25 protein-coding genes and 3 pseudogenes are annotated in these 26072 nt (G+C 71.5%); 10 read left to right on the top strand and 18 right to left on the bottom strand.

The window, feature by feature from the left end:
- Positions 1-7: 7 nt before the first annotated feature.
- Together OO54_RS30120 and OO54_RS44060 are read right to left on the bottom strand one after the other, a co-directional pair.
- Positions 8-1195: an outer membrane protein assembly factor BamB family protein gene (locus OO54_RS30120; protein WP_033208644.1), complete on the bottom strand. Its 1188-nt coding sequence runs from the start codon at positions 1193-1195 to the stop codon at positions 8-10.
- 205 nt (positions 1196-1400) lie between these two features.
- Complete coding sequence (locus tag OO54_RS44060; protein ID WP_078905406.1) at positions 1401-1799, bottom strand: PIN domain-containing protein; 399 nt, start codon at positions 1797-1799, stop codon at positions 1401-1403.
- Between the two features lie 79 nt (positions 1800-1878).
- Between OO54_RS44060 and OO54_RS46845 the strand changes: the two are divergent.
- From OO54_RS46845 to OO54_RS30105, 3 genes and pseudogenes are all read left to right on the top strand, one after another.
- A pseudogene (locus OO54_RS46845) lies at positions 1879-2331 on the top strand (N-acetyltransferase family protein); the annotation flags it as partial.
- A gap of 21 nt (positions 2332-2352) precedes the next feature.
- A complete protein-coding gene (locus OO54_RS46840) occupies positions 2353-2877 on the top strand; it encodes a GNAT family N-acetyltransferase (RefSeq protein WP_033208681.1) in 525 nt (174 codons plus the stop codon).
- Between the two features lie 163 nt (positions 2878-3040).
- Positions 3041-4159, top strand: coding sequence for an NADAR family protein (locus tag OO54_RS30105; protein ID WP_033208643.1), 1119 nt, complete (start codon positions 3041-3043; stop codon positions 4157-4159).
- A gap of 93 nt (positions 4160-4252) precedes the next feature.
- Here the strand turns inward: OO54_RS30105 and OO54_RS30100 are convergent, their stop codons facing one another.
- The gene (locus OO54_RS30100) at positions 4253-4810 is read right to left on the bottom strand and encodes an SMI1/KNR4 family protein (RefSeq protein WP_078905408.1); all 558 of its coding nucleotides are present in this window, start codon (positions 4808-4810) and stop codon (positions 4253-4255) included.
- A gap of 119 nt (positions 4811-4929) precedes the next feature.
- A complete protein-coding gene (locus OO54_RS30095; RefSeq protein WP_033208639.1) occupies positions 4930-6537 on the bottom strand; it encodes an amidase in 1608 nt (535 codons plus the stop codon).
- A gap of 226 nt (positions 6538-6763) precedes the next feature.
- On the opposite strand from OO54_RS30095, the pseudogene OO54_RS30090 reads away from it, so the two are divergent.
- Positions 6764-7048 (top strand): annotated as a pseudogene (locus OO54_RS30090) (EF-hand domain-containing protein); the annotation flags it as partial.
- Between the two features lie 65 nt (positions 7049-7113).
- Here OO54_RS30090 and OO54_RS30085 read toward each other — a convergent pair.
- Positions 7114-7746 (bottom strand): flavin reductase family protein, encoded by a 633-nt coding sequence (locus OO54_RS30085; protein WP_033208636.1) that lies wholly within the window; start codon positions 7744-7746, stop codon positions 7114-7116.
- A gap of 65 nt (positions 7747-7811) precedes the next feature.
- On the opposite strand from OO54_RS30085, the pseudogene OO54_RS44050 reads away from it, so the two are divergent.
- Positions 7812-8064, top strand: a pseudogene (locus OO54_RS44050) (ArsR/SmtB family transcription factor); the annotation flags it as partial.
- 305 nt (positions 8065-8369) lie between these two features.
- On the opposite strand, the gene OO54_RS30080 reads toward OO54_RS44050, so the two are convergent.
- The 8 genes from OO54_RS30080 to OO54_RS30045 form a co-directional block, all read right to left on the bottom strand.
- Positions 8370-9398 carry an aldo/keto reductase gene (locus OO54_RS30080; RefSeq protein ID WP_051787278.1) on the bottom strand — a complete coding sequence of 343 codons (1029 nt, stop codon included), beginning with the start codon at positions 9396-9398 and terminating at the stop codon, positions 8370-8372.
- Positions 9395-10369, bottom strand: coding sequence for a Gfo/Idh/MocA family oxidoreductase (locus OO54_RS30075; RefSeq protein WP_033208633.1), 975 nt, complete (start codon positions 10367-10369; stop codon positions 9395-9397). The genes OO54_RS30080 and OO54_RS30075 overlap by 4 nt, the downstream gene beginning before the upstream one ends.
- Before the next feature lies 1 nt (position 10370).
- Complete coding sequence (ligA, locus tag OO54_RS44040; RefSeq protein WP_078905404.1) at positions 10371-11681, bottom strand: protocatechuate 4,5-dioxygenase subunit alpha; 1311 nt, start codon at positions 11679-11681, stop codon at positions 10371-10373.
- Positions 11682-11706: 25 nt separating this feature from the next.
- Positions 11707-12627 carry an amidohydrolase family protein gene (locus OO54_RS30065; RefSeq protein ID WP_033208629.1) on the bottom strand — a complete coding sequence of 307 codons (921 nt, stop codon included), beginning with the start codon at positions 12625-12627 and terminating at the stop codon, positions 11707-11709.
- A gap of 2 nt (positions 12628-12629) precedes the next feature.
- On the bottom strand, positions 12630-13319 hold the full coding sequence (gene ligK, locus OO54_RS30060) for a 4-carboxy-4-hydroxy-2-oxoadipate aldolase/oxaloacetate decarboxylase (RefSeq protein ID WP_033208626.1): 690 nt from the start codon (positions 13317-13319) through the stop codon (positions 12630-12632).
- 17 nt (positions 13320-13336) lie between these two features.
- Complete coding sequence (locus tag OO54_RS30055; RefSeq protein ID WP_033208624.1) at positions 13337-14362, bottom strand: amidohydrolase family protein; 1026 nt, start codon at positions 14360-14362, stop codon at positions 13337-13339.
- A 25-nt stretch (positions 14363-14387) separates the two neighbouring features.
- Positions 14388-15599 (bottom strand): 4-hydroxybenzoate 3-monooxygenase, encoded by a 1212-nt coding sequence (locus tag OO54_RS30050; RefSeq protein ID WP_033208621.1) that lies wholly within the window; start codon positions 15597-15599, stop codon positions 14388-14390.
- A gap of 249 nt (positions 15600-15848) precedes the next feature.
- On the bottom strand, positions 15849-16616 hold the full coding sequence (locus OO54_RS30045; protein ID WP_033208618.1) for an IclR family transcriptional regulator: 768 nt from the start codon (positions 16614-16616) through the stop codon (positions 15849-15851).
- Positions 16617-16693: 77 nt separating this feature from the next.
- Here OO54_RS30045 and OO54_RS30040 point away from each other — a divergent pair, with 77 nt between their 5' ends.
- Positions 16694-17392, top strand: coding sequence for a substrate-binding domain-containing protein (locus tag OO54_RS30040; RefSeq protein WP_051787277.1), 699 nt, complete (start codon positions 16694-16696; stop codon positions 17390-17392).
- Positions 17393-17491: 99 nt separating this feature from the next.
- On the opposite strand, the gene OO54_RS30035 is transcribed toward OO54_RS30040, so the two are convergent.
- Both OO54_RS30035 and OO54_RS30030 read right to left on the bottom strand, forming a co-directional pair.
- On the bottom strand, positions 17492-18148 hold the full coding sequence (locus OO54_RS30035) for a DUF1326 domain-containing protein (RefSeq protein ID WP_033208616.1): 657 nt from the start codon (positions 18146-18148) through the stop codon (positions 17492-17494).
- 306 nt (positions 18149-18454) lie between these two features.
- Positions 18455-19291, bottom strand: coding sequence for a DUF2182 domain-containing protein (locus tag OO54_RS30030; protein ID WP_033208613.1), 837 nt, complete (start codon positions 19289-19291; stop codon positions 18455-18457).
- A 208-nt stretch (positions 19292-19499) separates the two neighbouring features.
- Between OO54_RS30030 and OO54_RS46020 the strand changes: the two genes are divergently transcribed.
- On the top strand, positions 19500-19652 hold the full coding sequence (locus tag OO54_RS46020; RefSeq protein ID WP_157856530.1) for a hypothetical protein: 153 nt from the start codon (positions 19500-19502) through the stop codon (positions 19650-19652).
- Positions 19653-19992: 340 nt separating this feature from the next.
- Complete coding sequence (locus tag OO54_RS30020) at positions 19993-20517, top strand: P-loop nucleotide/nucleoside kinase family protein (protein WP_033208607.1); 525 nt, start codon at positions 19993-19995, stop codon at positions 20515-20517.
- A 124-nt stretch (positions 20518-20641) separates the two neighbouring features.
- On the opposite strand, the gene OO54_RS30015 is transcribed toward OO54_RS30020, so the two are convergent.
- Positions 20642-21358, bottom strand: a complete 717-nt coding sequence (locus OO54_RS30015; RefSeq protein WP_033208604.1) for a TetR/AcrR family transcriptional regulator — start codon at positions 21356-21358, stop codon at positions 20642-20644.
- 117 nt (positions 21359-21475) lie between these two features.
- Between OO54_RS30015 and OO54_RS30010 the strand changes: the two genes are divergently transcribed.
- Both OO54_RS30010 and OO54_RS30005 read left to right on the top strand, forming a co-directional pair.
- Positions 21476-22699, top strand: a complete 1224-nt coding sequence (locus OO54_RS30010; protein ID WP_033208601.1) for a saccharopine dehydrogenase family protein — start codon at positions 21476-21478, stop codon at positions 22697-22699.
- Positions 22700-22940: 241 nt separating this feature from the next.
- Positions 22941-24056, top strand: a complete 1116-nt coding sequence (locus tag OO54_RS30005; protein ID WP_051787276.1) for a calcium-binding protein — start codon at positions 22941-22943, stop codon at positions 24054-24056.
- A 184-nt stretch (positions 24057-24240) separates the two neighbouring features.
- Here OO54_RS30005 and OO54_RS30000 read toward each other — a convergent pair whose 3' ends face one another.
- Entirely contained in the window at positions 24241-24801 is a 561-nt protein-coding gene (locus tag OO54_RS30000) for an AAA family ATPase (protein WP_200146725.1), read from the bottom strand.
- Complete coding sequence (locus OO54_RS29995) at positions 24798-26066, bottom strand: GNAT family N-acetyltransferase (RefSeq protein ID WP_234439491.1); 1269 nt, start codon at positions 26064-26066, stop codon at positions 24798-24800. The genes OO54_RS30000 and OO54_RS29995 overlap by 4 nt, the downstream gene beginning before the upstream one ends.
- Between the last annotated feature and the right edge of the window lie 6 nt (positions 26067-26072).

Here is a 26072-nt window from a genome sequence, read left to right as displayed (position 1 = left end):
CATCCCGTCACCAGCGGTCGTACACCGTGAAGGGGCGCTCCTTGCCGCCGTGGACCACGACCACCAGGTCCTGGAACGTGAGCACGTCCCCGGCGGAGGGCACACCGTCCTGGAAGTCCCGCTCGTCCTCCTCGTCGCCCGTGGCCGCGTCGACGACGAACATCAGGTCACCGTGCTTGTAGCTGGGCCGCACGATCGTCACGCGGCCGTCCGACACGTCCAGCGCGGAGGCCCCGCCGCCCTTCCGCCACAACTGGGCGCCGTTCGCCAGGTCGAAGGCGACGACCCCCGAGAAGGCCGGCACGACGCCCTTCGTCGCTGCGATCGCGTACAGCCGTCCGTCCTTCACGAGCGTCGTGGAGATCCCGCCGAAGTCGCCGGCGCCGTCGACCCGGCCCTGGTCACGCCCGTCCGGTCCGAAGGCGAGGACGGCGCTCAGGCCCGTCCCGTTCGGCCCGTCGACCCGCACGGTCGGCGGATCCGCGGACAACACACTCAGGAGCCCGTCCGCGTCCACACCGCGGCGAGCGTCGACGGGCACGGTCCACCGCGTGGTGCCGCTCGCCGGGTCGAACGAGGCGAGCGTGGCTTCGGTTCCACACATCAGCGCGGCGACCACCTGCTTCGGGGCGACGCCCAGGCCGTGCGGCGCGCAGCCCTTGCCCAGCGGGGTCGTCCAGCGCGGGGCGCCGGACTTCAGGTCGACGCCACGCAGACGACCGCCGACGACGAGGACACCGAGCCCGCCTCCGCTGGTGACGACCTTGCTCTGAAGCTCTCCCGAGACACCGGTGGCGCGCCACAGTTCCCGACCGTCCGTGAGGTCGACCGCCGCGACAGCGGCACAGCTCTCGTCCTTCGTCGGCCGTGCCTGACGGTAGGCGATCAGCGCGACCCCCGCGGCGGTGTCGGCGCTCGCCCCGCACGTCTCCGCCCGCGCGGGCACGAGGTACTCCCACCGCTTCTTCCCCGACCTGACGTCGAAGGCGGTCACACCGTCGAAGCGGCTGCGGACCACACTGTCGCCCACGAGCCAGGTGGCCGCCCCGCCTTCCGGGGCCTCGCTCTCGCCGGGGGCGTGCCAGACGGTGGACATGCCGTTGGTGGGGATGTACCCCGGCATGACGAAAGCGGCGATGCCACCGACGACGACGGCGAGCACGAGGACACCCGCGAGCCACTGCCCGAGACTCACCGCCCAGCCGGGCAACCTCCTAGCGCGAACACTGCCCGCACCGCCTGTCCGTACCGCCATGCGATCCCACCCCCTGGCTCGACCGGCGAAAGATCAACAGGCTATGCGATCCCCTCCGTCGCCGCTGCCCCACGGACGCACCCACAGACGGCCTCCGACCCCCGCCTCCGGGGGCGGCGGACAACAGTGGCCCGACGACCGATACCTAGGCGGGTGCCGGAGGGAGACTACGAGGGCCGAGACAGTGCGCACCCGCCTCCTCCACCCGCTCGCGCAGCTCGCGATCAGCCGTGACGACCAGACAGGGACGACCGTACGCGCCCCGCGCCAGTTCGACGATCGTGTCGTCACCGCTGCCGGGAGCCTCCTCGACCCGCACACCGGGCACAGAACCCACACCACGAGCACGCCCCTCGACGACCAGGACGATCTCGTACGGCCCCGCAACCGGACCCACCACCGGCCCTCCGGTCACGGCAAGCCGATCCCGCAGCCGCTCCGCCGCCCCGCGCCGATCCCGCCACCAACCGTCCGGCACCGATCCCACGACATTCGCCCCGTCGACCACCAGAAGGGGACGCGGGGGCTGGTCCTCAGCTCTCATGCCCCCAGGATGTCAGCCACGACGGCACGGCCCGGAACTCGCATGCGGCCACGTCGTGTGTCTGCGAGCATGCGTCGCTGTGGAGATCGAGAACTTCGTCGTCCGCCGTGCGGTCGACACCGACGCCGCCGCGGTGGCCGACGTATGGCTGCGTTCCTTCGCGGCGGCGCTTCCGAACGTGCGCCGGGCGCACACGGACGACCAGGTCCGGTCCTGGTTCCGGAAGGTGGTCGTGCCTGGCCAGGAGACCTGGGTGGCGACGGTCGGGGGCTCGGCGGTCGGGATGATGGTGTTGGACGGCGAACACCTGGACCAGCTCTATCTCGATCCGGCCTGGCACGGCCAGGGCATCGGCAGCCGACTCGTGGACCTGGCGAAGCAGCATCGGCCGGCTGGGCTGGCGCTATGGACGTTCCAGGTCAACGAGCCGGCACGCCGCTTCTACGAGAGCCACGGCTTCGTAGCTGTCGAGCGCACCGACGGTCACCGTAACGAGGAACGCGAGCCGGACGTCCGGTATGTGTGGCGACCCGGGAAGGACGAGTCCCTCAGCATGCATGAAGTGAAGCTGTCCGACGGGGTCGTCACGCTGTCGCCCCTGCACCCGGACGACGTGGAGGCGCATCTCGCGGGCGAGGACCACCTGCTGGTCCGCTGGCTCAACGGCGGCCCCGGAACGCGCGCAGGCGTCGACGCCTACGTCCGCCACTGCCGGGAACAGTGGGAGGTGGCCGGGCCGCTGCGCGCTTTCGGCATCCGGGTGGGCGAGGCAGAGACGCTCGCGGGGACGATCGACCTGCGCTTCGCGGCCGAGGGCTTGGCTGCCGGCCAGGTGAACGTCGCCTACGGCCTCTACCCGTCCTGGCGGGGGAGCGGCCTGGCTACCCGGGCGGTCCTTCTGGCGTGCCGGTACGCGGCCGGGGAGGGCGGCAGGGAAGCGGTCATCCAGGTCGATCCGGAGAACCTCGCGTCCGCCGCTGTCGCACGGCGGGCGGGGTTCACCGCCCGCAAGCCGCTGCCCGGCGGCAGTGGCACGAAGTCGGTCTGGTACGTCAGGGGCCTGCACGAGGCGTCGTAGTGCCCTGTCGTGCCGTGGCGTCCTCTGGCCGAGGGGAGGGGGCAGCCTGTGGTGCGGCCGGCAGGGGTCCGGCGGCAGCCGTCCCGGTCGGTGCGGACCGTTCGGTGATCGCCCCCCGGGGAAATCAAGGTCCACTCGGCGGTCACTGCGGCACAATCACGGGATGATCGGCAAACGGATCACCTATCGCACCGTGGACGGCGTCCAAATACCCGGCACCTGGCGGCACGCCTTCATCCGCAACGGCCGCTACTTCCTCACCGACCTCTTCATCTACGCCGACGGGCTGATCGACTGCTGGGGCCTGGTCACCGTCGAGGAGTTCGAGGAGAAGCTCCGGGCGGGGTGGGTGGCCACCAGCTTCCCGGACGGGGCCGAGGCGTCCGCGCATGATCTGGCGCGTTGGAAGTTCAGCGGGTCGCGGAGTCGGTTGACGCCCGAACTGGTGGTCGCGGAAGTCCGCGACACCATCGACCAGCTGAACAAGCGGCCGGACTCGACCGGCCGTTGTCTGGCCGCGGTCGACGCCTTCCTCGCCGATCGGACGGAGGAGAACCGGGCGGCGGCGCACACCGCGTTCCTGGCCATCCCGATCTCGCGGCGCCGCTACGCGCTGGGCGACATGGACAGCAAGGACTGGCCGCTGCGGGTCTTGGTGGCAGGGCCAGGGGGCCAGACGTACCTGCCGGGTGACCCGCCGGTCTCGCAGGAGAACTACGCCAGGGCCCTTGCGTACTTCGAGGACCGGGCCCGCTGGACTGCGAAGTACGAGGCCCGCATCCCCGTAGACGGACCGGAGGCCTCGTACGCCCCGGCGGTGCACCTTCATCACTCGGATCCGAAGAGGCCGGTGGCCGATCCCGGCCGCCTCGGTCTGCGCAACGGCTACCCCGCCCCCATCACCGTCGGGGAGGTCGTCTACCCCTCCGTCACCCACGCCTACTGGGCCCTGTCGGTCACTCAGCCGGACGTCCGCAGCGCGATCACGGCAGCGGAAACCGCCGCCGCAGCATGCGAGCTCGCGGCCGCGGCGACTCGCCGTGAGGGCTGGGAGGACGTCCGCATCGCCGTCATGACGAGGCTGCTCCGCGCCAAGTACGACCAGCATCCCGAGCTGGCCGAGATCCTGCTGGCCACGGACGGCGCCACCCTGGTCCACGACGACCTGAACTCGACCTACTGGGGCGACAACGGCGGCCGCGGCCGCAACTGGACCGGCCGTCTCCTCGAACTCGTCCGTTCCGAAATGCACATGCGGCGAATCGGGGTCCCCGGGCTGTGAAGGGGCCGTCGAGCGCGTCGGGGTCCGCGCCGTAAGCGGTACCGAGGTCCGTCGTCGTCTCCTCTTCCTCCTCGGTGCGAAGGCGGGCACGTCCTACGCGGCGGAAGCCAGGCGGTCCGTCGCCTGGGGCCAGGGTTGCGGTTCGGGGACGTCGTCCCGGTCGGCGGCGTCCTCCTCGAACCAGCCCGTTCCCGCGAGCCAGGTGTCCAGCCAGGTCGCGAGACTGGCGGAGTCGAGGAACCAGCAGGGGGCCCACGAGCCGCCGCTGTACGGATTCGGCTCGAAGAGCAGGACTTGGCCGTCCTCGTCGAGGCAGTCGACGCCGGCGTACATGCCGCAGCCCCAGGAGAGGACGGGGACGACGCCGTCCGGCCATTCGGGGTGTTCCGTGGTCGCGGAGGCCGCGCGGCGGGCGAGGAATTCGGTGACGACGGATTCGCCTGGTCCGAGGAGCGGCAGGAGCTGGTAGTCCGGACCGAAGCCGCCATCGGCGATCTCGCGGTACAGGCGGGCGAGGAGGGGGTGGAGGGCGAAGCCCAGTCGGGCCTCGGCCTGGATGAGGTTCTCTGCGCTGACGGGTGCGGGGAGGTCCTCGCTGTCGGCGGCGGCGCGTGTGGCGATGCGTCGGAGGAGGTCGTCGGTGTCGGTCATGAACGTGATGGTGGCAGAGGCCTCTGACATGTCCCGGCGTGGCTCACGACCCTTCCGCAGTCGAGTCCCGCCCCGCGATCGGGCCCGCGCCCGGCCCCTGCCCTCAGCACGCCGTTCGTTCAGCCGGCGGTGCCGGACGGGAGCGACGGCAGGTAACGCGGGGCGCGCCACGCGTCGAGGCGTTGTTCCACTGCCGCGCCCAGGGCGAGGAGCCGGGCGTCTTGGTGGTTGCCGGACATGAGGAGGAGGCCGACGGGGAGTTCGCCGACGAAGCCGGCGGGGACGGAGAGGGAGGGGTAGCCGGAGACGGCGGCAGGCGTGGAGGAGGGGATGACGTCGTTGTCGCCGCGGGAGCAGTCGGTGGTCCAGGCGGGAGGGTTGGTGGGGGAGGCGATGGCGTCGAGGTGGTGGGCGGCCATGGTCTCGTCGATGGAACGGCGGGAGAGGTCGTCGAGTTCGGCGCGCATGGCCTGGTAGCGCGGGTCTGTGGTGGAGGGCGCGGCAAGGGCCAGTTCGAAGAGTTCCTGGCCGGAGAAACAGGTCTGTTCGGCGGGGTGGGTGCGGTTGAACTCGATGAGCGCGGCGAGGTCGCGGGGGCCGTTGCGGGAGGAGAGGTAGGTGTCGATGTCCCGGTGGAACTCGCTGAGGAGTGCCGGGAACTCGAGCTCGGCGAGCCTGGCCTGGTAGGGCGGGGTGACCTCGATGACCTGGGCGCCGGCCGCACGGAGCCGGGAGGCGGTGCGGGTCATCAGGGCGTCGACGTCGGGGCCGAGGGAGGGGAGTCGCCACAGGCCGATGCGCTTGCCGCGCAGGCCCGCGGGCTGCGTGGCCGCCGTGAGGCCGAAGGCGGCGTCGGTGCCCGCGGTGTCGGCCCCGCTGATCACCGAGAGGGTGAGGGCGGTGTCGATGACGTTGCGGGCCATGGGGCCGGCGGTGTCCTGCTCGGCGGAGATCGGGACGACGCCGGACTGGCTGACGAGTCCGAGGCTCGGCTTGTGGCCGACGACGCCGTTCATTCCGGCCGGGCACACGATGGAACCGTCCGTCTCGGTGCCGATCGCCACCTGCGCGAGCGACGCGGCGAGCGCGGCGGCCGATCCGGAGGACGAGCCGCAGGGGTTGCGGTCGAGGACGTACGGGTTGTGGGTCTGCCCTCCGACCGCGGACCAGCCTGATGTCGGCTTGGCCGCGCGGAAGTTGGCCCATTCCGACATGTTGGCCTTGCCGAGGATCACGGCCCCGGCCGCACGCAGCCTCGTGACGAGGTCGGCGTCCGTGGTGGGTGGGCTGCCGGCCAGAGCCAGCGAGCCGGCGGTCGTCGGCATGTCGCGGGTGTTCACATTGTCCTTCAGCAGGACGGGAATGCCGTCGAGCGGGCCGCGGACCTTTCCGAGGCGGTGTCGGACATCGCTGGCGAGCGCCTGGCTCAGCGCCGTGGGGCTGGTGCGCAGGACCGCGTTGATCTTCGGGTCGACGGTCTTGACGCGCTGGAGGTACGCGAGGGTCAGCTGCGACGAGGTCAGGTCACCGCGCCTCATGCGTGCCTGGAGCTCGGGGATCGTCACCGTATCCAGGTCGATCCCGCGCAGGACCGTCGATCCGGCGCGGGACGAGGAACCGTCGGCGCCGGATTCGGCGGCCATCGCGCGCTGACCCGGTACTCCGGCTGCCAGAAGGGGTGCCACGGCCAGGGCCGCAGTCAGTGCCGCAACACTTCGCTTCTTCATGGCGGACAGCCCACTGCAGGAGGACGGCGGGACGCAAGACACTTCTCCGTCTCTCTCGGTCCGGCATTCGGCAGTCCCCCGGGTGGACCGGAGCCGGTAAACGGGAGCGCGCGAGGTGTCGGGTGCGCGAGTGGGCGGCGGGCGCGCCCTTTCGTGCCGTCAGGCGCCGTTGGGGCGGGAGTCGGCACGGGCAGGATCGACGGTGACCCCGACAGGAGGACCGACCATGGCCAGTGAGTTCCAGCGCGACAAACTCGTGAACATGTTCCGGGCGTTCGACGCCGACGGAAACGGCTACCTGGACCGGAGCGACTTCGAGGCCCTCGCCGAACGTTGGAGAGGCCTGCCCCGCGTGCGACCGGGATCCGAACTGGCCGCGCGCGTGGACTCGGTCATGCTCGGCTGGTGGGACCTCCTCGCGGCCCACGTCGACACGGACGGTGACGGCATGGTCGACCTGGACGAGTTGCTCGCCATGGTGGACCTGCTGCCGACGATGCGTGAGGCCGTCCAAGACGGTGACGACCACCCCCGCGGCGACCGGTGCGAGCCGTACGCGCTCGCGCCTCGCGCCCGTCATCGCCCGGTGGGGGTCTCGGAGGTGAAGCAGTGGCCGAGTTCGGGAGCGAGGCCCTGGTAGTGGCGGAAGTTGAAGATGAGCGGGCTCCAGAGCGCGGGGTCGACGTGCTGGGTGCCCGGCACGACGATCCGCCGGTCGGCGTGCACGCGTACGACCCCGCACTCCACGATCAGGAAGTGACCCTCGGCGTCCGGTGAGCTGTGCCGGACCCGGGCCTCCAGCTGGAGCGGGCACTCGGCGACGCGCGGCACGCGCACCGTTTCGGACGGTACGGGGGTGAGGCCGGCCGCCGTGAACTTGTCGGGCTCGTAGCGGTAGCCCCGTACCCGCTTGGCCTCGGGCACGGGGAAGGAGCCGGTGAGCGGGGCGAGCCGCTCCACGGCCTCCCAGAGATCGGGCGAGGGAAGGTTGATCACGAGGTCCGGCCGAGTGGCGAGGTTCGCCGCGGTCCGGCCGTCGGCGCCGAGGCCGAGCACCACTGTCTGCCCGAGCGCCCACGCGGAGGAGACCGGCGCCAGGTTGGCGGAGCCGTCCTCGTTCTCCGTGGTCAGCAGGGCGACCGGAGTGCCGAAGTAGAGAATGCTCGGGGTGATCACCGTGTGCGAGGGCGTGTGAGTCGCTGTCGTCATGACCGTGACCCTAGAGTCGGGACCCTTCGTCGACGGCCGAACTGTCACCGCACGAGACTCTACGGGTGACCGACTTCCACGGAACCCACGCCGCCGGTCCCGACCTCGCCGAGTTCGCGGGGCTCCTCGCGGACCGCACCCGCGCAGCGTTCTTCCTGGCGCTGCTGGACGGCCGGGCCTGGACCGCGTCGGAGCCGGCCCGCACCGCCGGCGTCGCGCGGTCCACGGCCAGCGCGCACCTCGACCGCCTGGTGAGCGGCGGGATCCTGGCCGAGGAGCGGCAGGGACGGAACCGGCCGCTGCGGCTGGCGACCGACGACGACGGGCCGCGGATAGGCCCCGGATGCGGGTCACGGATCCGACGCGGGCGGCGACCGGATCCCTGCCGGCCGTCCGACCGGGTCCAGAACCGACGCGGTGCGAAGCCCTCGCGAGGCAGCCAGCGCTCGGTGTGGACGATCCGCTCGGCGTCGATCACGACGATCGGTCCCGACGGCGGTTCGTCGAGGGACATCCTGGGGCCCCGCGCCCCGCGCCCCGTGCCCCGGGCCGAAGAGGCCCGTGCCGACGAGGCCCGGGGCACGGTACCGACCCGGAGGTCGGCCCGGTGCCCCGGACCTGGCTCAGCCCGCGCGTCCGCAGCGTTCGGTGTCGATCTCGGCGAGGGCGGCCTCGTTGTAGCGGGGCCCGTGGACGGTCGAGGCGTTCAGCACGCGGCCCGCCGCGTCGAGGACCTCGGAGGGTACGACGGCGTCGAGTACCGCCAGGTTCTCCCGGAGGTGGGACACCGATCGGGTACCGGGGATGGCGACGACGTGCGGACCCCGCGAGACGACCCACGCCAGGGCCAACTGTGCGAGGGTGACGCCGGCCTCCCCGGCGATCCGCTCCAGCTCGCGCCGCAGGAGCAGGTTGCCGGGGTAGTGGCGGTCGTCGAAACGGGGCATGCCCCGCCGGATGTCGCCGGCGGGAAGCCCGCCGAGGTCCGGCGGCGCCGAGGTGAGGAACCCGCGGGCCAACGGGCTGAAGGCCACCAGGGCTACGCCCAGCTCGTGGGCGGTGGCCAGGGTGCCCTGCTCGGGGTTGCGCGACCAGAGGCTGTACTCGTTCTGCAGCGCGGCGATGGGATGCACCGCGTGCGCCCGGCGCAGCGTCGGTGCGGACACCTCGGAGAGGCCGAGCGCGCGTACCTTGCCGGCCGTGACGAGTTCGGCCATCGCCCCGACGCTCTCCTCCACCGGGACCGCCCGGTCGAGGCGGTGGAGGTAGTAGAGGTCGATGACGTCGGTGCGCAGCCGGGCCAGCGCCTCGTCGGCGGTACGTCGGATGGTCTCCGGTCGCCCGTCGATGACGCGCCGGCCGTCGACACCTGTCATGCCGCATTTGCTGGCCAGCACGATCCGCTCGCGGTGGGCGGCGAGCACCCGGCCGACCAGCTCCTCGTTGGCGCCGAAGCCGTAGAGCGCGGCCGTGTCGAAGTGGGTGACGCCCTCCTCCAGTGCCGTCCGGAGGAGGCGCTCGGCGGCCTCCGGCGTCGCGGGGACGCCGTAGGCGTGGCTGACGTTCATGCAGCCCAGGCCGATCGACGGGACCTCGAAGGGCCCGATCCGGCGCGGTGTACGGCCCGGCCCGGCCGTCGGCGGCGTGCTCACGAGCCCGAGGCGGCGGCGAGCTGTGCCTCCAGGGCCGCCAGCGTCCGGTAGCAGGGAAGCACCTGGGCGATCGAGGAGTTCGGCTCGCGCCCCTCGCGGATCGCGGCGACGAACTCGCGGTCCTGGAGCTCGATGCCGTCCATCGAGACGTCGACACCGCTGACGTCGATCGGCTCGTCCTTGCCCGTGAACAGGTCGTCGTAGCGGGCGATGTACGTGCCGGTGTCGCCGATGTAGCGGAAGAACGTGCCGAGCGGCCCGTCGTTGTTGAACGACAGCGACAGCGTGCACAGGGCGCCGCTCTCCGCGCGCAGCTGGATCGACATGTCCATCGCGATGCCGAGCTCGGGGTGGATCGGGCCCTGGATCGCGTTGGCCTGCACGATCGGCGAGCCCGTCTGGTACGCGAACAGGTCGACGGTGTGCGCCGCGTGGTGCCACAGCAGGTGGTCCGTCCACGAGCGAGGCTGACCCAGCGCGTTGAGGTTGGTGCGGCGGAAGAAGTACGTCTGCACGTCCATCTGCTGGATGCCGTACTCACCGGCCTGGATCCGGCGCCGCACCCACTGGTGGCTCGGGTTGAAGCGCCGTGTGTGCCCCACCATCGCGACCAGCCCGGTGCGCTCCTGCGCGGCCTGGCAGGCCTCCGCGTCGGCGAGGGAGTCGGCCAGCGGGATCTCGACCTGGACGTGCTTGCCCGCGTCGAGACAGGCGAGCGTCTGCGCGGCGTGCATCTGCGTCGGGGTGGCGAGGATGACGGCGTCGATGTCGTCCATCGCCAGCACCTCGTCCAGGGACGCCACGCCGCGGCCGACGCCCTGCTCCGCGGCGAACTTCTGCGCCCTTTCGAGGGTGCTGCTCACGACGGCGGTCACCTCGACGCCGTCGATCCGCCGGAGCGCGGCCGCGTGCTTGGCGCCGAAGGCTCCTCCGCCGGCCAGGGCCACCCGCAGGGTTCGGTCGTCGGTCATGTCAGTTCACTCCTTCGGCGGGCTGCTCGGCCCGCGGGTGGTTTTCGAGGATCAGGTGGCCGACGGCCGTGTTGGACGCGGGCACATGGTAGAAGCGGTGCTTGACCTCGACCCGGCCGGAGCCGTCGACGTCGCTCAGGGCGCCGCGGGCGATCAGCCACATGACCAGCTCGATGCCCTCCGAGCCGGCCTCCTCGACGTACTCCAGGTGCGGCACCCGCGCGAGACCGGCCGGGTCCTCGACCAGCCGGTCGAGAAACGCGTTGTCCCACTCGCGGTTGATCAGGCCCGCGCGCGATCCCTGCAGCTGGTGGCTCATGCCGCCGGTGCCCCACACCTGGACCTTCAGCGGCCGGTCGTACGACTCGATCGCCTTCCGCAGTGCCTGACCGAGGGCGAAGCAGCGGGCGCCCGACGGCACCGGGTACTGGACCACGTTGACATGGAACGGGATCACCTTGCACGGCCACTTCTCGACGTCGCCGAACATCAACGACAGCGGGACCGTCAGGCCGTGGTCGACGGTCATCTCGTTGGCGAGCGTCAGGTCGAAGTCGTCCCTGATGAGCGAGTGCGCGATGTGCGCGGCGAGGTCGGGGTCGCCCTCGATGCCGGGAACGGGCCGGGGCCCGTACCCCTCGTCCGCCGTCGGATACGCCGCACCGGTACCGAGCACGAACGTGGGTATCAGGGACAGGTCGAACGAGGAGGCGTGGTCGTTGTAGACCAGGAAGACCACGTCGGGGAGGTTCTCCTTCTCCCAATCCTTGGAGAGGTCGTACCCCTCGAACAGCGGCTTCCAGTACGGCTCGTCCGTCTTGTCGTGGTCCATCGCCGCACCGATCGCCGGCACGTGCGAGGTGAAGACGGCGCCGGTGATCGTGGCGTGCTCGGCAGGGGCCTTCCGGTCCGCGTAGGCCGCGTCGAGCACGGCGTGGTCGATCCTGTTCCCCTCGACCGGGCGGCCGCCGCCGACCATCATGTCGCGGTACTCCTGCTCGGTCATCCCGGTCATCGAGCCCGCCATCTGCTGGAAGGAGAACCCCAGCGTCGCACCCCACTTGGCGAGGAAGTAGATGTTCCCGCCCTCGCGCATCGCGGCGTTGAGGTCGCGGTCGAGCAGCGCCTGCTTCTGCTCCTCCCGCAACGGCCACGCGTCCAGGTAGCCGCGCTCGTCCGCGAGGTAGGCCGCACGGTTCTCCGCGGTCATCAGCGACATGCAGAACTGGTTGAGGTGGTAGCCCTTGGCGGACTGCTCGGCGTCGAAGACGGTCGTCCCCGGGACCAGCCGGTAGGTCTTGTCCAGTGACATGGTCAGGTTCCCATCGTGAGGAAGGTCAGCCGGCGTCCGGCCAGTACAGGCGCATCGGGTTGTCGACGAGCAGCTTGTGCCGGAGCTCCGGCGTCGGCGCGATGCACGGGACGAAGTCGACGAGCAGCCCGTCGTCCGGCATGTGACCGGTGAGGTTGGGGTGCGGCCAGTCGGTGCCCCACAGCACCCGGTCGGGAAACTCCTCGACCACGCGCCGGGCGAACGGGACGACGTCGCGGTACGCCGACCGCTCACCGTCGAGGGCCGGCGGCCCGCTCACCGACAGCCGTTCAGGGCAGCTCACCTTGCACCAGATGTCCGGCCTCGCCCGCATGAAGTCGAGGAACGCCTCGAACTCCGGGCCGTCCGGATCCTCGGCGACGTCGGGGCGCCCCATGTGGTCGACGACCACCGGGACCGGGATCGACAGGAAGAAGTCACGCAGGTCGGCCAGATCGGCCGCTTCGAAGTAGACGACGACGTGCCACCCGTGGGGCGCGATCCGCTCCACGACGTCCAGCAGGTCCTGCCGCGGCGCGGCGTCGACGAGCCGCTTGACGAAGTTGAACCGCACGCCGCGTACACCGGCCTCGTGCAGCTCCCGCAGCTCGGCGTCCGAGACGTCGGGCCGTACCGTCGCCACACCCCGCGCAAGTCCCCCGGACGCCCGCAGGGCGTCGACCATGGCGGAGTTGTCCGCGCCGTGGCACGTGGCCTGCACCACGACGTTGCGGGCGAAGCCGAGGTGGTCGCGGAGCGCGAAGAGCTGCTCCTTGGACGCGTCGCACGGCGTGTACTTGCGCTCGGGCGCGTACGGGAACTCGGCGCCGGGCCCGAAGACGTGGCAGTGCGCGTCGACGGCGCCCTCGGGGAGCCGGAACCGCGGCCTGCTCGGATCCGCGTACCAGTCCAGCCAGCCGGGGGTCTTCTCGGAACTCGTCGTCATCGTCAGTCCTCGTACCGCAGTCCGAGCTCGGCCAGCGGGCCGCGCATCCCGTAGATGTCCAGGCCGAGCGTGCCCGCCCGGAACTGCGCGCGTTTGTCCTCCTCCTTGGCCTCGCGCGCGGCGGAGGCGGCCGCCACCTCGGCGGCCCGCTCGCGCGGCACCACGACGATGCCGTCGGCGTCCGCGACGACCACGTCACCGGGCCGTACGAGGGCGTTGCCGCAGACCACGGGCACGTTGACGGAACCGAGGGTGGCCTTGACCGTGCCCTTGGCGTTGACCGCGCGGGAGAAGACCGGGAAGTCCATCCCCTCCAGGTCGGCGACGTCGCGGACACCGCCGTCGATGACGAGGCCCCGGCAGCCGCGGGCGCGGAACGAGGTGGCGAGCAGCTCGCCGAAGAAACCGTCCTCGCTCTCCGTGGTGCAGGCCGCCACGACGACGTCCCCGTCCTGTATCTGCTCGGCGGCGACGTGGAGCATCCAGTTGTCGCCGGGCTGGAGCAGTACGGTCACGGCCGTGCCGCACATCCGGGCCTTCGGGTAGACGGGCCGCAGGTAGGGGCGCATCAGTCCGACCCGGCCCATGGCCTCGTGGATCGTGGCGACGCCGAACTTCGACAGTGCGGCGACGGCCTCCGGATCGGCCCGTTCGGTCCTGGTGTGGACGATGCCGAGCTCGGTGTGTTGCATGCGTACTTCTCCTGGGTTCAGCGGCCGGCCGCGGCGAGGCGGGCGGCGAGACGGGGGTAGACGCGCAGGGCGTTGCCGGAGTAGACGGCGGCACGCTCCTCGTCCGTCAGGTGCGGGGTGGCGTCGACGTACCGCTTCGTGTCGTCGAAGTGGTGGCCGGTGCGCGGGTCGACGTCGCGGACCGCGCCGATCATCTCGCTGGCGAACAGGACGGACCGGCTGGGGATCACCCGGGTCAGCAGGTCGACACCGGGCTGGTGGTAGACGCAGGTGTCGAAGAAGACGTTGTCGAGCAGCGCCTCGGGATCCGGCTTGCCCAGCGCCATCGCCAGGCCGCGGAACCGGCCCCAGTGGTACGGCACCGCGCCGCCACCGTGCGGGATGACGAACCGCAGCGTCGGGAAGTCGGCGAACAGGTCGCCCTGGACCAACTGCATGAACGCCGTCGTGTCGGCGTTGAGGTAGTGGGCGCCGGTGGTGTGGAAGGCGGGATTGCACGAGGTGCTGACGTGGATCATGGCGGGGATGTCGTACTCGACCATCGCCTCGTAGACCGGATACCAGCTGCGGTCGGTGAGCGGCGGCGCGGTCCAACCGCCCCCCGACGGGTCGGGGTTGAGGTTGATCGTCACCGCACCGAGCTCCTCGACGGCGCGGCGCAGCTCGGGCACGCAGGTCGCGGGGTCGACACCGGGGGACTGCGGCAGCATCGCACCCATCGCGAAGCGGTCGGGGTACAGCGTGCTGACCCGGTGGACCAGGTCGTTGCAGATCCGCGCCCAGGTCGAGGAGACCTGGAAGTCGCCGATGTGGTGGGCCATGAAGCTGGCCCGGGGCGAAAAGATTGTCAGGTCGCTGCCGCGCTCGTCCATGAGACGCAGCTGGTTGTCCTCGATCGCCCGGCGCAGGTCGTCGTCGCCGATGACCAGGTCGTCGGGGTCCGGCGCGTCCGCGGGCGACCCGACGGCCGCCACCTGCCGGTCCCGCCACTGCGCCAGCTGCGGCGGCGCCGTCGTGAAGTGACCGTGGCAGTCGATGATCATGAGTTGTCTCCTGAGGTCGTCGAGGTCAGGCCCGCGCGCTGACGGGCCAGCCGGTGTACTGCTCGGCAAGATAGGCGCGTCCGGCGCGGGTGCCGACGACGTTGTCGAGCTCGCCGAGCTGGCGGCGCAGGTCGAACGCCGAGCCGCCGGGCGCCGTGTGCAGCAACTGGGTCATCCAGTGGGAGAAGTTCTGCGCCCGCCACACCCGCTGCAACGCGCGCGGCTGGTAGTCGTCGAGCGCCGCCTCGCCCTCGCCGCCGAGCGCCCGGACCAGCACGTCGGCCAGGACCTTCACGTCGTGCAGCGCGAGGTTGAGCCCGCGCGCACCCGTCGGCGGCACCGTGTGCGCGGCGTCCCCGGCGAGCGCCATCGAACCCCAGCGCATCGGCTCCTGCACGAACGACCGGAACCGCAGCACCGACTTCTCGAGGATCGCGCCCTCCTTGAGGCGGAATCCGTCATCGCCGGCGACCCGCGCCTGCAGCGTCTCCCACACGCGCTCGTCCGGCCAGGCGTCGACGGACTCGTCGGGAGAGCACTGGAAGTACATCCGCTGCACGCGCTCGGTACGCTGGCTGATCAGCGCGAACCCGTGCTCCGAGTGGGCGTACACCAGCTCGGGCGCGCTCATCGGCGCCTCGGCCATGATGCCGAACCACGCGAACGGGTAGTCCTTGCCGTAGCGCACCCGCCGGTCCTCCGGCACCAGGTTGCGGCACATGCTGCGCGAGCCGTCCGCACCGACCACGTACCGCGCGCGGATCTCGTGCCGGGACCCGTCCGACGCCGTGTAACGCACTCGCGGAGCAGCGGTCGTGACATCGAGGACCTCGGTGTCCCTGACACCGAAATGGACCGCACCGCCGTCCCGTTCCCGCGCGTCCGCCAGATCGATGAAGACGTCGGTCTGCGGGTACAGCCACACCGACTCGCCGACCAGCGCCTTGAAGTGGATCCGGTACGCCCGCCCACCGAACCGCAGTTCCGTGCCTTCGTGTTCGTGCCCCTCGCGCAGAATCCGGTCGGATACACCCGTCTCGACCAGGTCCCGCGCCGCGTCGGCCTCCAGGATGCCCGCCCGCTGCGTCGTCTCGATCTCCCGCCGGGTGCGGGTGTCGATCACGATCGTGTCGACTCCCGCGAGCCCCAGCCGGTGCGCCAGCATCAGCCCCGCTGGGCCGGCACCGACGACGGCGACGGGAACCGAGGCGACGGTGTCGACGACGGCATCAGCCATGGCATCTCCTGAGCAACTGTGAACGGTCCGAACACGTCGAACGTTGACAGCAAGGGCCACGACCGGTCGCCCGCGTTTCCGTCAGGCGGAAGCCGACCCGCAAGCCGGCCGGTCGTGCGCGGACGCCGGCGGGTCAGGGAGTGGCACGCGTGCGCCGGTACGTCAGGCAGTCGTACGCGTACGCCATCAGGTCAGGAAGTCGTACGCGGACGCCGGCGGGTCAGGGAGTGGCACGCGTACCCCGGCACTTCAGGCAGTCGTGCGCGTACGGCGGCCCAGCTCGTCGGAGATTCCGTGCGCGGCCCTCAGGAGCGGCTCCCGCAGGCTGCGCGCGCGGCTCGCGCCGTCCGCCGTGATCACGATCCCCAACGAGGCGCTGACCGGCCCCGTCCGGCCGATCCGCACAGGCGTGGCCACCGCGACCGTGCTCTCCGAGAGCTGACGGTCGCTGACGAAGACCTGTTCGCGGCGGATCCGGTCCAGCTGCGTGCGCAGCGCCTTCGGGTCGACGACGGTGTGGGGAGTCCAGGCCCTCAGCGGCGAGTCGAGAACCTCCTCCTGGATCTCCCGCGGCGCGTGCGCCAGCAACACCCGGCCCATCCCGGTGGAGGCGATCGGAAAACGGGTCCCGACCATGGTCAGCAGCTCCACCGACCGGTGCCCGGCGATCCGTTCGACGAACACCAGCTCCGTGCCCTCGCGCACCGCGAGCTGGATGTTCTCGTGGGTCACCTCGTAGAGGTCCTGCATGAAAGGCAGCGCCACATCGCGCAGGATCTGCGTGCGCGGGCACCCCGAGGCGATCTCCCAGAGACGCAGCCCGACATGCCAGGCCCCTTCCTCACCGCGCTCCAGCACGCCCCAGCTCGCGAGCTCCGCCACCACCCTGTGCGTCGTGCTCAGAGCGAGACCCGTACGCTGAGCGACCTCCGACAGGGTCTGCGAGGGATGCTCACGGTCGAAGGCCGAGAGGACCTTGAGGACTTTTCCTGCCGCCGAGATCTGGGTCGCGCTCACGCGGCCAGTCTCGCAGACCGGCGCCGAGCAGCCCCGACTGCCCGCCGTACCGCCCGCCGCACTCCATGGAGGCTTCTGTGAACCGAGAGATCTCCGGACTCTCCTCGATGGCGACCCGGCCGATCCTGGCCGAGCTGTCCGAGCACATCCGCAACGCGCACGGCATCCCCGTTCGATTCGAGGCCGCCGGCGGCGTCGAGACCGCGCGGCGCGTACGCGAGGGCGCCGAGGCCGACCTCCTCGTCCTCGCCGACGGGGCCCTGTCCGCGCTGGCGAAGGAAGGACACCTCCTGCCGGACACCGTGCGCCCCCTGTGGATCTCCCAGGTCGTCGCCGCCGTGCCGGAGGGGGCCCCGATCCCGGCCCTCGGCTCCGCGTCCGACCTGCGTACCGCCCTGCTCTCCGCGCGGAGCATCGCCTACTCCACAGGCCCCAGCGGAACCGCCCTCATCGACCTGATCAGCCGTTTCGACCTCACCGACACGCTCGCAGGCCGCCTCGTCCAGGCGCCGCCGGGTGTGCCCGCCGGCAACCTGCTGTCCTCCGGACAGGCCGACCTCGCCTTCCAGCAGCACAGCGAACTGATGGACCTCCCGGGCGTCGCGGTCATCGGCCCCCTCCCCGGAGACACCGCCATCAGCTCCCTTTTCAGCGCTGGCGTCCTCACCTCCTCCACCCAGCCGACCCGAGCCCTCGAGGTCCTTGACCTCCTCGCCTCCGACACGTCGACGAAGACCGCCCGAGCCCGAGGCATGCGGGCGCCAGAGGACGAGTGACTTGAACGGGGGCATCGCCCATCCCGAGCCGAGCCGAGCCGGGCGGCCGCCGCTTCAGCCACGGCCGCTTCAGTCCCGGCCGTTTCAGTCCCGGCCGTTTCAGTCAGAACCGCTCCAGTCGAACGGGAAGTACTTGCTCGACTTCCCGGTGCGGTCCCAGGAGAAGCCGAACGCGTCCGCGCGGTCGACGGTGGCCCGTCCCCACGTGGCTACCTGGCCCGGCCCGACCTCGGCGCCCGGGGCGTTGTGGACCTGGACGCGAGCGCCGTCCGGGGTGGTCGGCCCGGTGAGCGCCTCGGCGGTCGCGGTGACGCGGCCGGGGATCTCGGCGCGCCAGGTGGCGAGGTCCTCGTCGATCTCCACGTGGATGGGTACGACGTCCATGCCCCGCATCTCCGGGTGGAACATCTGCCCGAACTCCGCCGGCCAGCCGCCCGCCTCACCGCCGAAGACCGCCCCGAGCGCCGCTCGCTGCCGATCGTCGGCGCGTTCGTCGAGGAACACCGCGGCGTACGGGTCGGTATGCGTACCGGCCCACGGGTTGCCTTCGAAGGAGCCGAGCATCAGGACATTGAGGTCGTCGAGCCGTACCTCGCCGAAGTTGCCCTCCCGGATGTGCCACACCAGGACGCCCTCGCAATCGCCGTAGGTCGGGGGCTGCGCGAACGTGCACGGGCACGGGATGGCGCACTTGCACACGTCGAACCAGTCGCCGGCCAGGTGCCAGCGCGTGCCGCTGGTGGCCTGCTCTGTCATCTCGCTTCCCTCCAGCCGAACTCGGAGGAGCTCACTCGGAGTGGCGAGACCGCGTGTCCCGAGCCCGTTCCCGGATCGGAAGACGGCCTCCCTTCCAGCTTGCACCCCACGGCACGGCGTGGCAGCACCGCGGAGGGACCGGAATCGTCACGAGACATGAACGGGTACCAAAAGATACGTACAGGCATGAACTGATACGCACAGGCACTTACGGACACGTACAGGAACTCGCAGGCAACTCACGAGCACGCACAGGCACCCACGGACCCGCAGGGACACGTCCCAGGCGGCTCGCATGCCGTCGGCTCACATGCCGTCCATGGACGGCATCGACCCCTGCAGCCCCGGCAGCATCCAGTCCTGGAACGGTGCCAGCGCCGCCAGGACGAGGAAGACGACGCCCACCACCGTGCTGAGCAGCACGCCACGGGACCACAGCTTCTCCACGAAGATCACCAGCGCCAGTCCCGCCATGGCCGCCACGTTCATCATGCCGAGCGGAACGAAGACGACCATCAGCCCCGCACAGCAGCCGACGCAGTACGCACCGTGATGGACGCCCACCCGCAGGTCACGGGCCGGTCTGCGGAAGCCGGCGTACCGGACCAGATGACTCAGCGGGTCCCGGCAGTGCCGCAGGCAGACGTGCTTGAGGGGACCCAGCTGGTACAGGCCCGCGAGCAGGAAGGCGATGGCGCCGATCCAGCGACCGGCCGTGGGGTGGTCGTCCACCAGGCCGCCGGTGAACGCCAGGGCCGCGTAGGCGAGCAGTCCGAACGCGGTCCACACCAGCAGGTAACCGCCCACGAACTCGGCGGTGCGCAGGGCCCGGGTCCAGCCCGACGACTGCCGGCCGATCCCGCGTACCCACGTGATCGCCACCGGCGCCATGGAGGGCAGCATCATGGCCGCCATCATCGTCACCCAGAGCAGCAGGAACAGGGGCAGCGCCATCCCCATCGTGCCGGGTTCGATCCCCATGTCCCGGGCCTGCCCGACCGTCAGCACCCACGCGGGCACCGCGATGAGGACCACCAGAATCCAGGCGCCCGCCAGATCCCGCGCGGGCAACAGCCCTCCGCCGACTCCGGTAGGGGCGGGCGGCCGGGCGGTGACGAAGGCGGAGATCCGGCTGCGACGCATCGGCGTGCCTTCCTGCGGCTGCTTCCAGCACAGCACACGGCCTCGCGCGACGCGACCCGGCTGCGGGGCCCGCAGAGGCCCGGATCGGCGCATGCACGGGCCGGGAATCCGGCGGCCACGACGAGCGGGTCACCTGCCCGAGCCGAGGTCTGGAATGTCATACGTCGTGCCTGTTCGTGGTCCTTCCCGAGGCGAGAGGTGCCCCCTCGTGTCCCTGGTCCGTTCCTGGCTCTCCGAGCGTCCCCGGGGTGCGCTGAGCCTGACCGTCGCGGCCGGCACCGCCGCCGTGCTGCTCCTCGTCCTCGACGACGCGGCGCAGTTCACCACCGCCGGCCTCGTCGGCGCCCTCGACGTCTCCTGACCGGCCCTCACCACAGCCGCAGAAAGCTCCGCACATCGTCGTAACCGTCCCCGGCCCGGCCGTCCACATCCGTCGGGTCCGCCTCCGCCCGTGCCGCCAACGACCGGGCCAGCGCCACGGCTTCATCACTCAGGTGCCCGAAGCGCCGAGCGGCATGCCCCAGCCACGACTTCGTGGGGGAGCGCGGGAGGGTTCTCGAAAGTCGGATGAGAATGCATCCCGCGACCCTAAGCGCACCGGCGTGCGCACGGCACCGGCGCTGACACCGTGCCCTCGACCCGCCCGTGATCCGGTGGAGAAATCGGTCGTCGTACGCCTCGGACCCTGACACGATCCCGACGTGACCACGTTGTTCCTGATGGTCGGCCTCCCCGGGGCCGGAAAGACCACGAGAGCCCGGCAGCTCGCCGAGGAGCACCGCGCGCTGCGGTTGACGCCTGACGAGTGGATGATTCCCCTGTTCGGCGAGGCGGAGGCGGACGGCAAGCGCGACGTGCTGGAGGGGCGCATGCTCTGGCTCGCCTTGGAGGCGGTGAAGGCGGGGACCAACATGGTGGTGGACTTCGGTTGTTGGTCCCGGGACGAACGGTCCGCGATCCGCTGGCTCGTCGAGGCCGAAGGCGCGTGCTTCCGCATCGTCTATCTGGCGGTGGACGAGGAGACCCAACGCGCGCGGATCGCCCATCGCTGGGCCACCGCTCGTGCGGAGACGCTCCCGATGACCGAGGCGGACATCATGTACGGGCGGTCGCACTTCGAGGAGCCCGACGCGTCGGAGCTGGGAGGCGGCGAGGCGGCCGGCCCGCCCCCTGGCTGGGCGGACTGGCGGGCGTGGGCAGCCGACCGGTGGCCGTCCTTCGCGTGACCGTCGCGGGTCGCGGGCCCGACACGCCATGACGCGGCTCTGAGGGCCGGATCCCCGGGCGCGCCCGGGCGTACCCGACAATGCGGCCCGACCAGGGACGTACCCACGTCGGCACGCCGAAGGATCACACGTCCTGGCCGCGCGTCGAGGTCAGTCGGGCGTCCGCTCCGTTCAGGAGGGTGTCCAGGAGGACCGGGTAGGCGCTGTGGTTCATGCGGTCGGCGAGGAGGTGGGCGGTGGCGGCGATGTGGGGGTGGGTGGTGGGGGGAAGGTGGGCGTAGGTGGAGGTCCACATGTGTTCGTCGGCCTCGCGGACCTCGTCCTTGATGGCGAGGGCGCCGGCGTCCAGGGCGGCGAAGGCCAGGGCGAGGTCGATGAAGGCGTGGTAGATCCCGACGGCGTCGGTGTCGGTGAAGCCGGCGTCGCGGAGGATGCCGAGGATGGTCTCGTCGACTTCGATCTCGCGGGGGCGGCCGGTGACGCGGCTGGCGGTCAGGACGGCGGCCTGGGGGTGGGCGAGGTAGGAGGCGTGGATGGCGAGGCCCAGGGAGCGGAGATCGGTGCGCCAGGTGCCGGTGGCGGTCCAGCTGTCCAGGGCGCGGCCCATCAGCTCTTCGCCGATGGCCCGGGTGAGGCCGTCCAGGCCGGCGAAGTACCGGTAGACGGTGCTGGGGTCGGCGCCGAGCGCGGTGCCGAGCCGGCGGGCGCTGAGACCGGCGGCGCCGTGCTCGCGCAGCATGCGCAGCGCCGTCTGGACGATCAGCCGCTCCGACAGCACGGTGCCCTGTCGGGTGGGGCGCCGCCTGCGCCGTTCCGCCTCCGTGACGACCTTCTTCGGCATCGCGCCACCGCCTCTCCGATCCTTATGCCAACGCCGTAGACCTTAAAGCAGGACGTCGTGTTGCATCGAGACATCCCCGGCCGCCGCCGGGGCCGCCTCGACGAAAGGGTGTGTGACATGCGTGTGCTTCTGGTGGGTGCGGGCGGCGTGGGAACGGCCGTCACCCGTATCGCGGCCCGGCGTGACTTCCTGACCAGCATGGTCGTCGCCGACTACGACCTGGCCCGCGCGGAGGCCGCCGTGGCGGCGCTCGGCGACGGTGAGGAGCGGTTCAGCGCCCGTCGTGTGGACGCCTCCGACGAGGCGGCGGTCCGACGCCTGCTCGTCGAGGAGGGCTGTGACGTCCTGCTGAACGCGACCGACCCCAGGTTCGTGATGCCGCTGTTCAACAGCGCGCTCGCCGCCGGCGTGCACTACCTCGACATGGCGATGTCGCTGTCCGTGCCGCACCCGACCGCTCCGTACGAACAGTGCGGCGTCAAGCTCGGCGACGAGCAGTTCGCCCTGGCCGAGGCCTGGGAGAGCGCCGACCGCCTCGCTCTGGTCGGCATGGGCGTGGAGCCGGGCCTTTCGGACGTCTTCGCCCGGTACGCCGCCGACGAACTCTTCGACGAGATCGAGGAGCTCGGCGTCCGCGACGGCGCCGACCTCACCGTCGACGGCTACGACTTCGCGCCGTCCTTCAACATCTGGACCACCATCGAGGAGTGCCTCAACCCGCCCGTCGTCTACGAGGAGGGCCGCGGCTGGTTCACCACGGCACCCTTCAGCGAACCGGAGGTGTTCGTGTTCCCCGAGGGCATCGGCCCGGTGGAATGCGTGAACGTCGAGCACGAGGAGGTCCTCCTCATGCCCCGGTGGCTCGACGCCCGCCGGGTGACGTTCAAGTACGGCCTCGGCGACGACTTCATCACCAAGCTCAAGACCCTCCACGAACTGGGCCTCGACTCCACGGCCAAGGTCACCGTCCCCGGCGCGGACGGGCCGGTCCAGGTCTCCCCGCGCGACGTGGTCGCCGCCTGCCTGCCCGACCCCGCCACCCTGGGCGACCGCATGAAGGGCAAGACCTGCGCGGGCACCTGGGTCAAGGGCACCAAGGACGGATCGCCGCGCGAGGTGTACCTGTACCACGTCGTCGACAACGAGTGGACGATGCGCGAGTACGGTTCCCAGGCCGTGGTCTGGCAGACCGCCCTCAACCCCGTGGTCGCCCTGGAGCTGATCGCCACCGGCGCCTGGAAGGCGAGCGGCGTCCTCGGCCCCGAGGCCCTCCCGCCCCGGCCGTTCCTCGACCTCCTCGACGTGTACGGGTCCCCCTGGGGCCTGCGCGAGGAACGCTGACCCACCCACCCCACGCCACGCCCGACCTGCCGCGGCCGCCGGCGACACCGCGTACGGGCTCGCCGGCGGCTGCGACGACGAGCGGTGCCGGCGGTGCCTCGCACGACCCAGGCGCCACTCATACGGCCCCGGGCCCTCACTCGGTTGCCAGGGCCACGGTCGCCGCGGCGGCGCGGCACACCTAGTGTCCGGAACGGGCGCCGCCCGGCGCCGACACCGAAGAGACGCACGGAGGTCGTCCATGGCCCGTCCGCTCACCACCGGTCTGGCGACCGCGGCCCTGCTGCTCCTCGGCACCCCCGTGACCGCCGTCGCAGCCGCCCCGCCCACCTGCTTCGGCCTGCCGGCGACGATCACCGGCTCCGGCACGATCACCGGCACCCCGGGCAGCGACGTCATCGTCGGCTCCACCGGCGCCGACACGATCGACGGCCTCGGCGGCAACGACACCGTCTGCGCCCTCGGCGGCAACGACCTGGTCTCCGGCGGCCTCGGCAACGACCGCCTGGACGGTGGCGACGGCGACGACGACGTGAACGGCGACGTGTACGTCGAGAACGGCCCGGCGGTCGGCGGCGGACACGACATCCTGTACGGCGGCAACGGTGCCGACAACCTGCTCGGCGACTCCCAGTCCGACAACGGCGACGCGACCGGCGGCGGTAACGACCGGCTCTACGGCGGCCCCGGCGACGACCTCCACCTCGACGGCGACAGCCTCACCCTGGGCGGCGGCAACGCGAGCGGCGGCGGCAACGACCGCATCGAGGGCGGCACCGGCGACGACGGCCTCATCGGCGACTCGGTCGCCCCCATCGAGGGCTCGGCGACCGGCGCCGGCGACGACGTCCTCCTCCCCGGCGCGGGCGCCGGGGACATCGCCATCGGCGACAGCGAGGGCGTGACGGCGGCACACGGCGCCGGCGGCGACGACCTCATCGACCTCGGCACCGACGGCGGCTTCTTCGCCCTCGGCGACCACAACATCAACGACCCGGCCGGCGGCCCCGCCACCGGCGCCGGCCACGACCGCATCCTCGGCGGCACAGGGGACGAGCTCCTCGTCGGCGACAGCTCGGTCGGCAGCACCTCCGTGACCGCCGCCGGCCACGACACCCTCGAAGGCCGCGGCGGCGCCGACACTCTCTTCGGCGACAACGTCAACTTCGACGCCGACACCATCGTCGGCTCCGCCGGCGGACACGACGTCCTCCGCGGCGGCGAAGCCGACGATCGGATCCTCGCCGGCCCCGGCAACGACCGCCTCGACGGCGGCGCCGCCACCGACCACTGCGACGGCCAGACAGGCCCCTTCGACTCGGCGACGCAGTGCGAGACCGTCGTCGGAGTCCCGTAACTTCCGCGGCTCCGCGCGCGGGGATCGCCCCGACAGCACCCGTGAAGCCCGACCTTCGCGCGGGGATCGCCTCGACCACATCCGCGAAGCCCGCGGCTCGGCCCACCACGGACAGCACCACCACGGACAGCACCACCACCCGGCGGTCAACCCCGGCGACCGACGCCGCGGGTCGACGGACCACTCACGACCGGCCGACGCCGTCCACCCCGGCCGCCGTCCAACCGGTGGCGGCCACCACCTCCCGCGCGATGTCCCCGACGGACCGCCCGTCCGTCCCCACGCGCACCGTGTCCACCGGCGCACGCCGGTCCAACAACCGCGCCTTACGCAGGCTGCCCACCAGCTCCTGCTCCAGCTCCGACCCGAGCTCCCGGCCCCTCAGCCGCGCCCGAGCGGTCGCGTCGGAAGCGGTGAGCAGAACACGCACGATCCGCACCTCGGCCCCCATGGCACGCTCGAACATGCCCGTCGCCTCGGGCAGCACGCTCACCGTGTTCGTATAGATCAGGCGCCGGTAACCACGCTGGGCGAAGTTCCCCCACACGGCCGTCAGATTGCTCTCGGTGATCTCCTCCCGATGCGGATCACCCGCCGGCGCCGGATGCACCTGCCCCATGAAGTCACCCTCGACGACCGCATGGGCGACCGCCGAAGCACGCAGCAACGCCGACACCTCCCACCCCACCGTCGTCTTGCCGACACCGGCCCGCCCCCCGATGAGCAGCACCTCCGCGCTGTTCAAAACCGGTCCAGACGATGCGCGTAGGGGGTCGGCAGGCTCGGGGTACCACCGCCCGGAAACCAAGCCGTGCACAGATCCCGGTACCGGTCGGCGACCACCGAGCCGTGCACGTACGCCTCCTCCACCGACCAATGGCCGAGCAGCAGCCGGATCAACACCCGGTCGTCGGCGAGCAGACCGCCGGTACGCAGCGCGTCGAACGCCTGAAGATAGGCCTTGTCCGGCTCTCGCACGCCCGCCCTGCGCCGCAGTTCCGGCTCGAGGCTCCGTACCAGGGAAGAGCGATTCAGAACGGCGGCCATCATCCCGCCGCTCGCCGCGAACCCCTGCTGATACGTGCAGCCCATGTGGCGCGCGACCCGTCCCGTGAGACCGTCCGCCGGCTCCCTGACCGTGAACTGGCCCAGTCGTCGTTCCCAGCACAGCCGGGCGACGGCCAGAAGCAGGCGGCGTGTCGCGTCGGCGTCCGCGGCCACCAGTTCCTCCACGGTCAGCGTGCCCAGGGGGTCGCCGAACGCCCGTCCCTCCAAGACGGCGTAGCCGACGGTGGCACCGCCGGACCGCACGACCAGGGTCCGCGACCCCGGTTTCCACGTCGTCTGGGGCACGAGCCGCTTCCACCCCTCGTGCCGTACGTGCGTCCAGGGCCGCTGGGCGTGCGCGGCGTTGAACAGACGGACCATCGCCGGAAGGTCCTCCGCGGACGAACCATGCACGCCGGGAGCGGCAGCCCCCGAACCGTCGCCCACCGCCCCCTCCACATTGCGCACGGGGACGACCAAATGCCCTTCGGCGACGGCCCCGACGAAACCGAACCGCTCATACACCCCCTCGATACCGTCGGACACGAAAGCGACGTCCACCCTCTGCGCCATGCCGGCCAACGCCCGACGCATCAACCGCCCCATGTGCCCACGACGCCGGAACGCGGGCCGCGTCTCCACCCCGCCGATCCCCTCCGCAGCCACGTCCACGGCCCCGAACCGCATCCGGAACGACACCGCCTCCAACTCGGCGACCGGCTCGCCCGCCGCGGTGTGCAGCCGACAGTGCCGCACCCGCAGACTGCGCACCTCCTGATCCGGAACCTCGGTGTAACCGACCCCCGCCCCCTGATCCGGCACGAACCCCCACCCCTCGATCACCCGCTCACGGCGCCCTCGCCCGTCGGACAGCACCGAGTCCTTCACTACCCACCGCCGCAGCACCCACCACATCGCGCAGCCCACCCCCCTCGCCGCACACCCCGAACGGGCGGTCACCATGCGGCG

Source organism: Streptomyces wedmorensis, assembly GCF_000716445.1.
GTDB classification, from domain to species: Bacteria; Actinomycetota; Actinomycetes; order Streptomycetales; family Streptomycetaceae; genus Streptomyces; species Streptomyces wedmorensis.
Note: the sequence above shows the minus strand (reverse complement) of the source record. Positions and strands in the feature narration are given on the sequence as shown.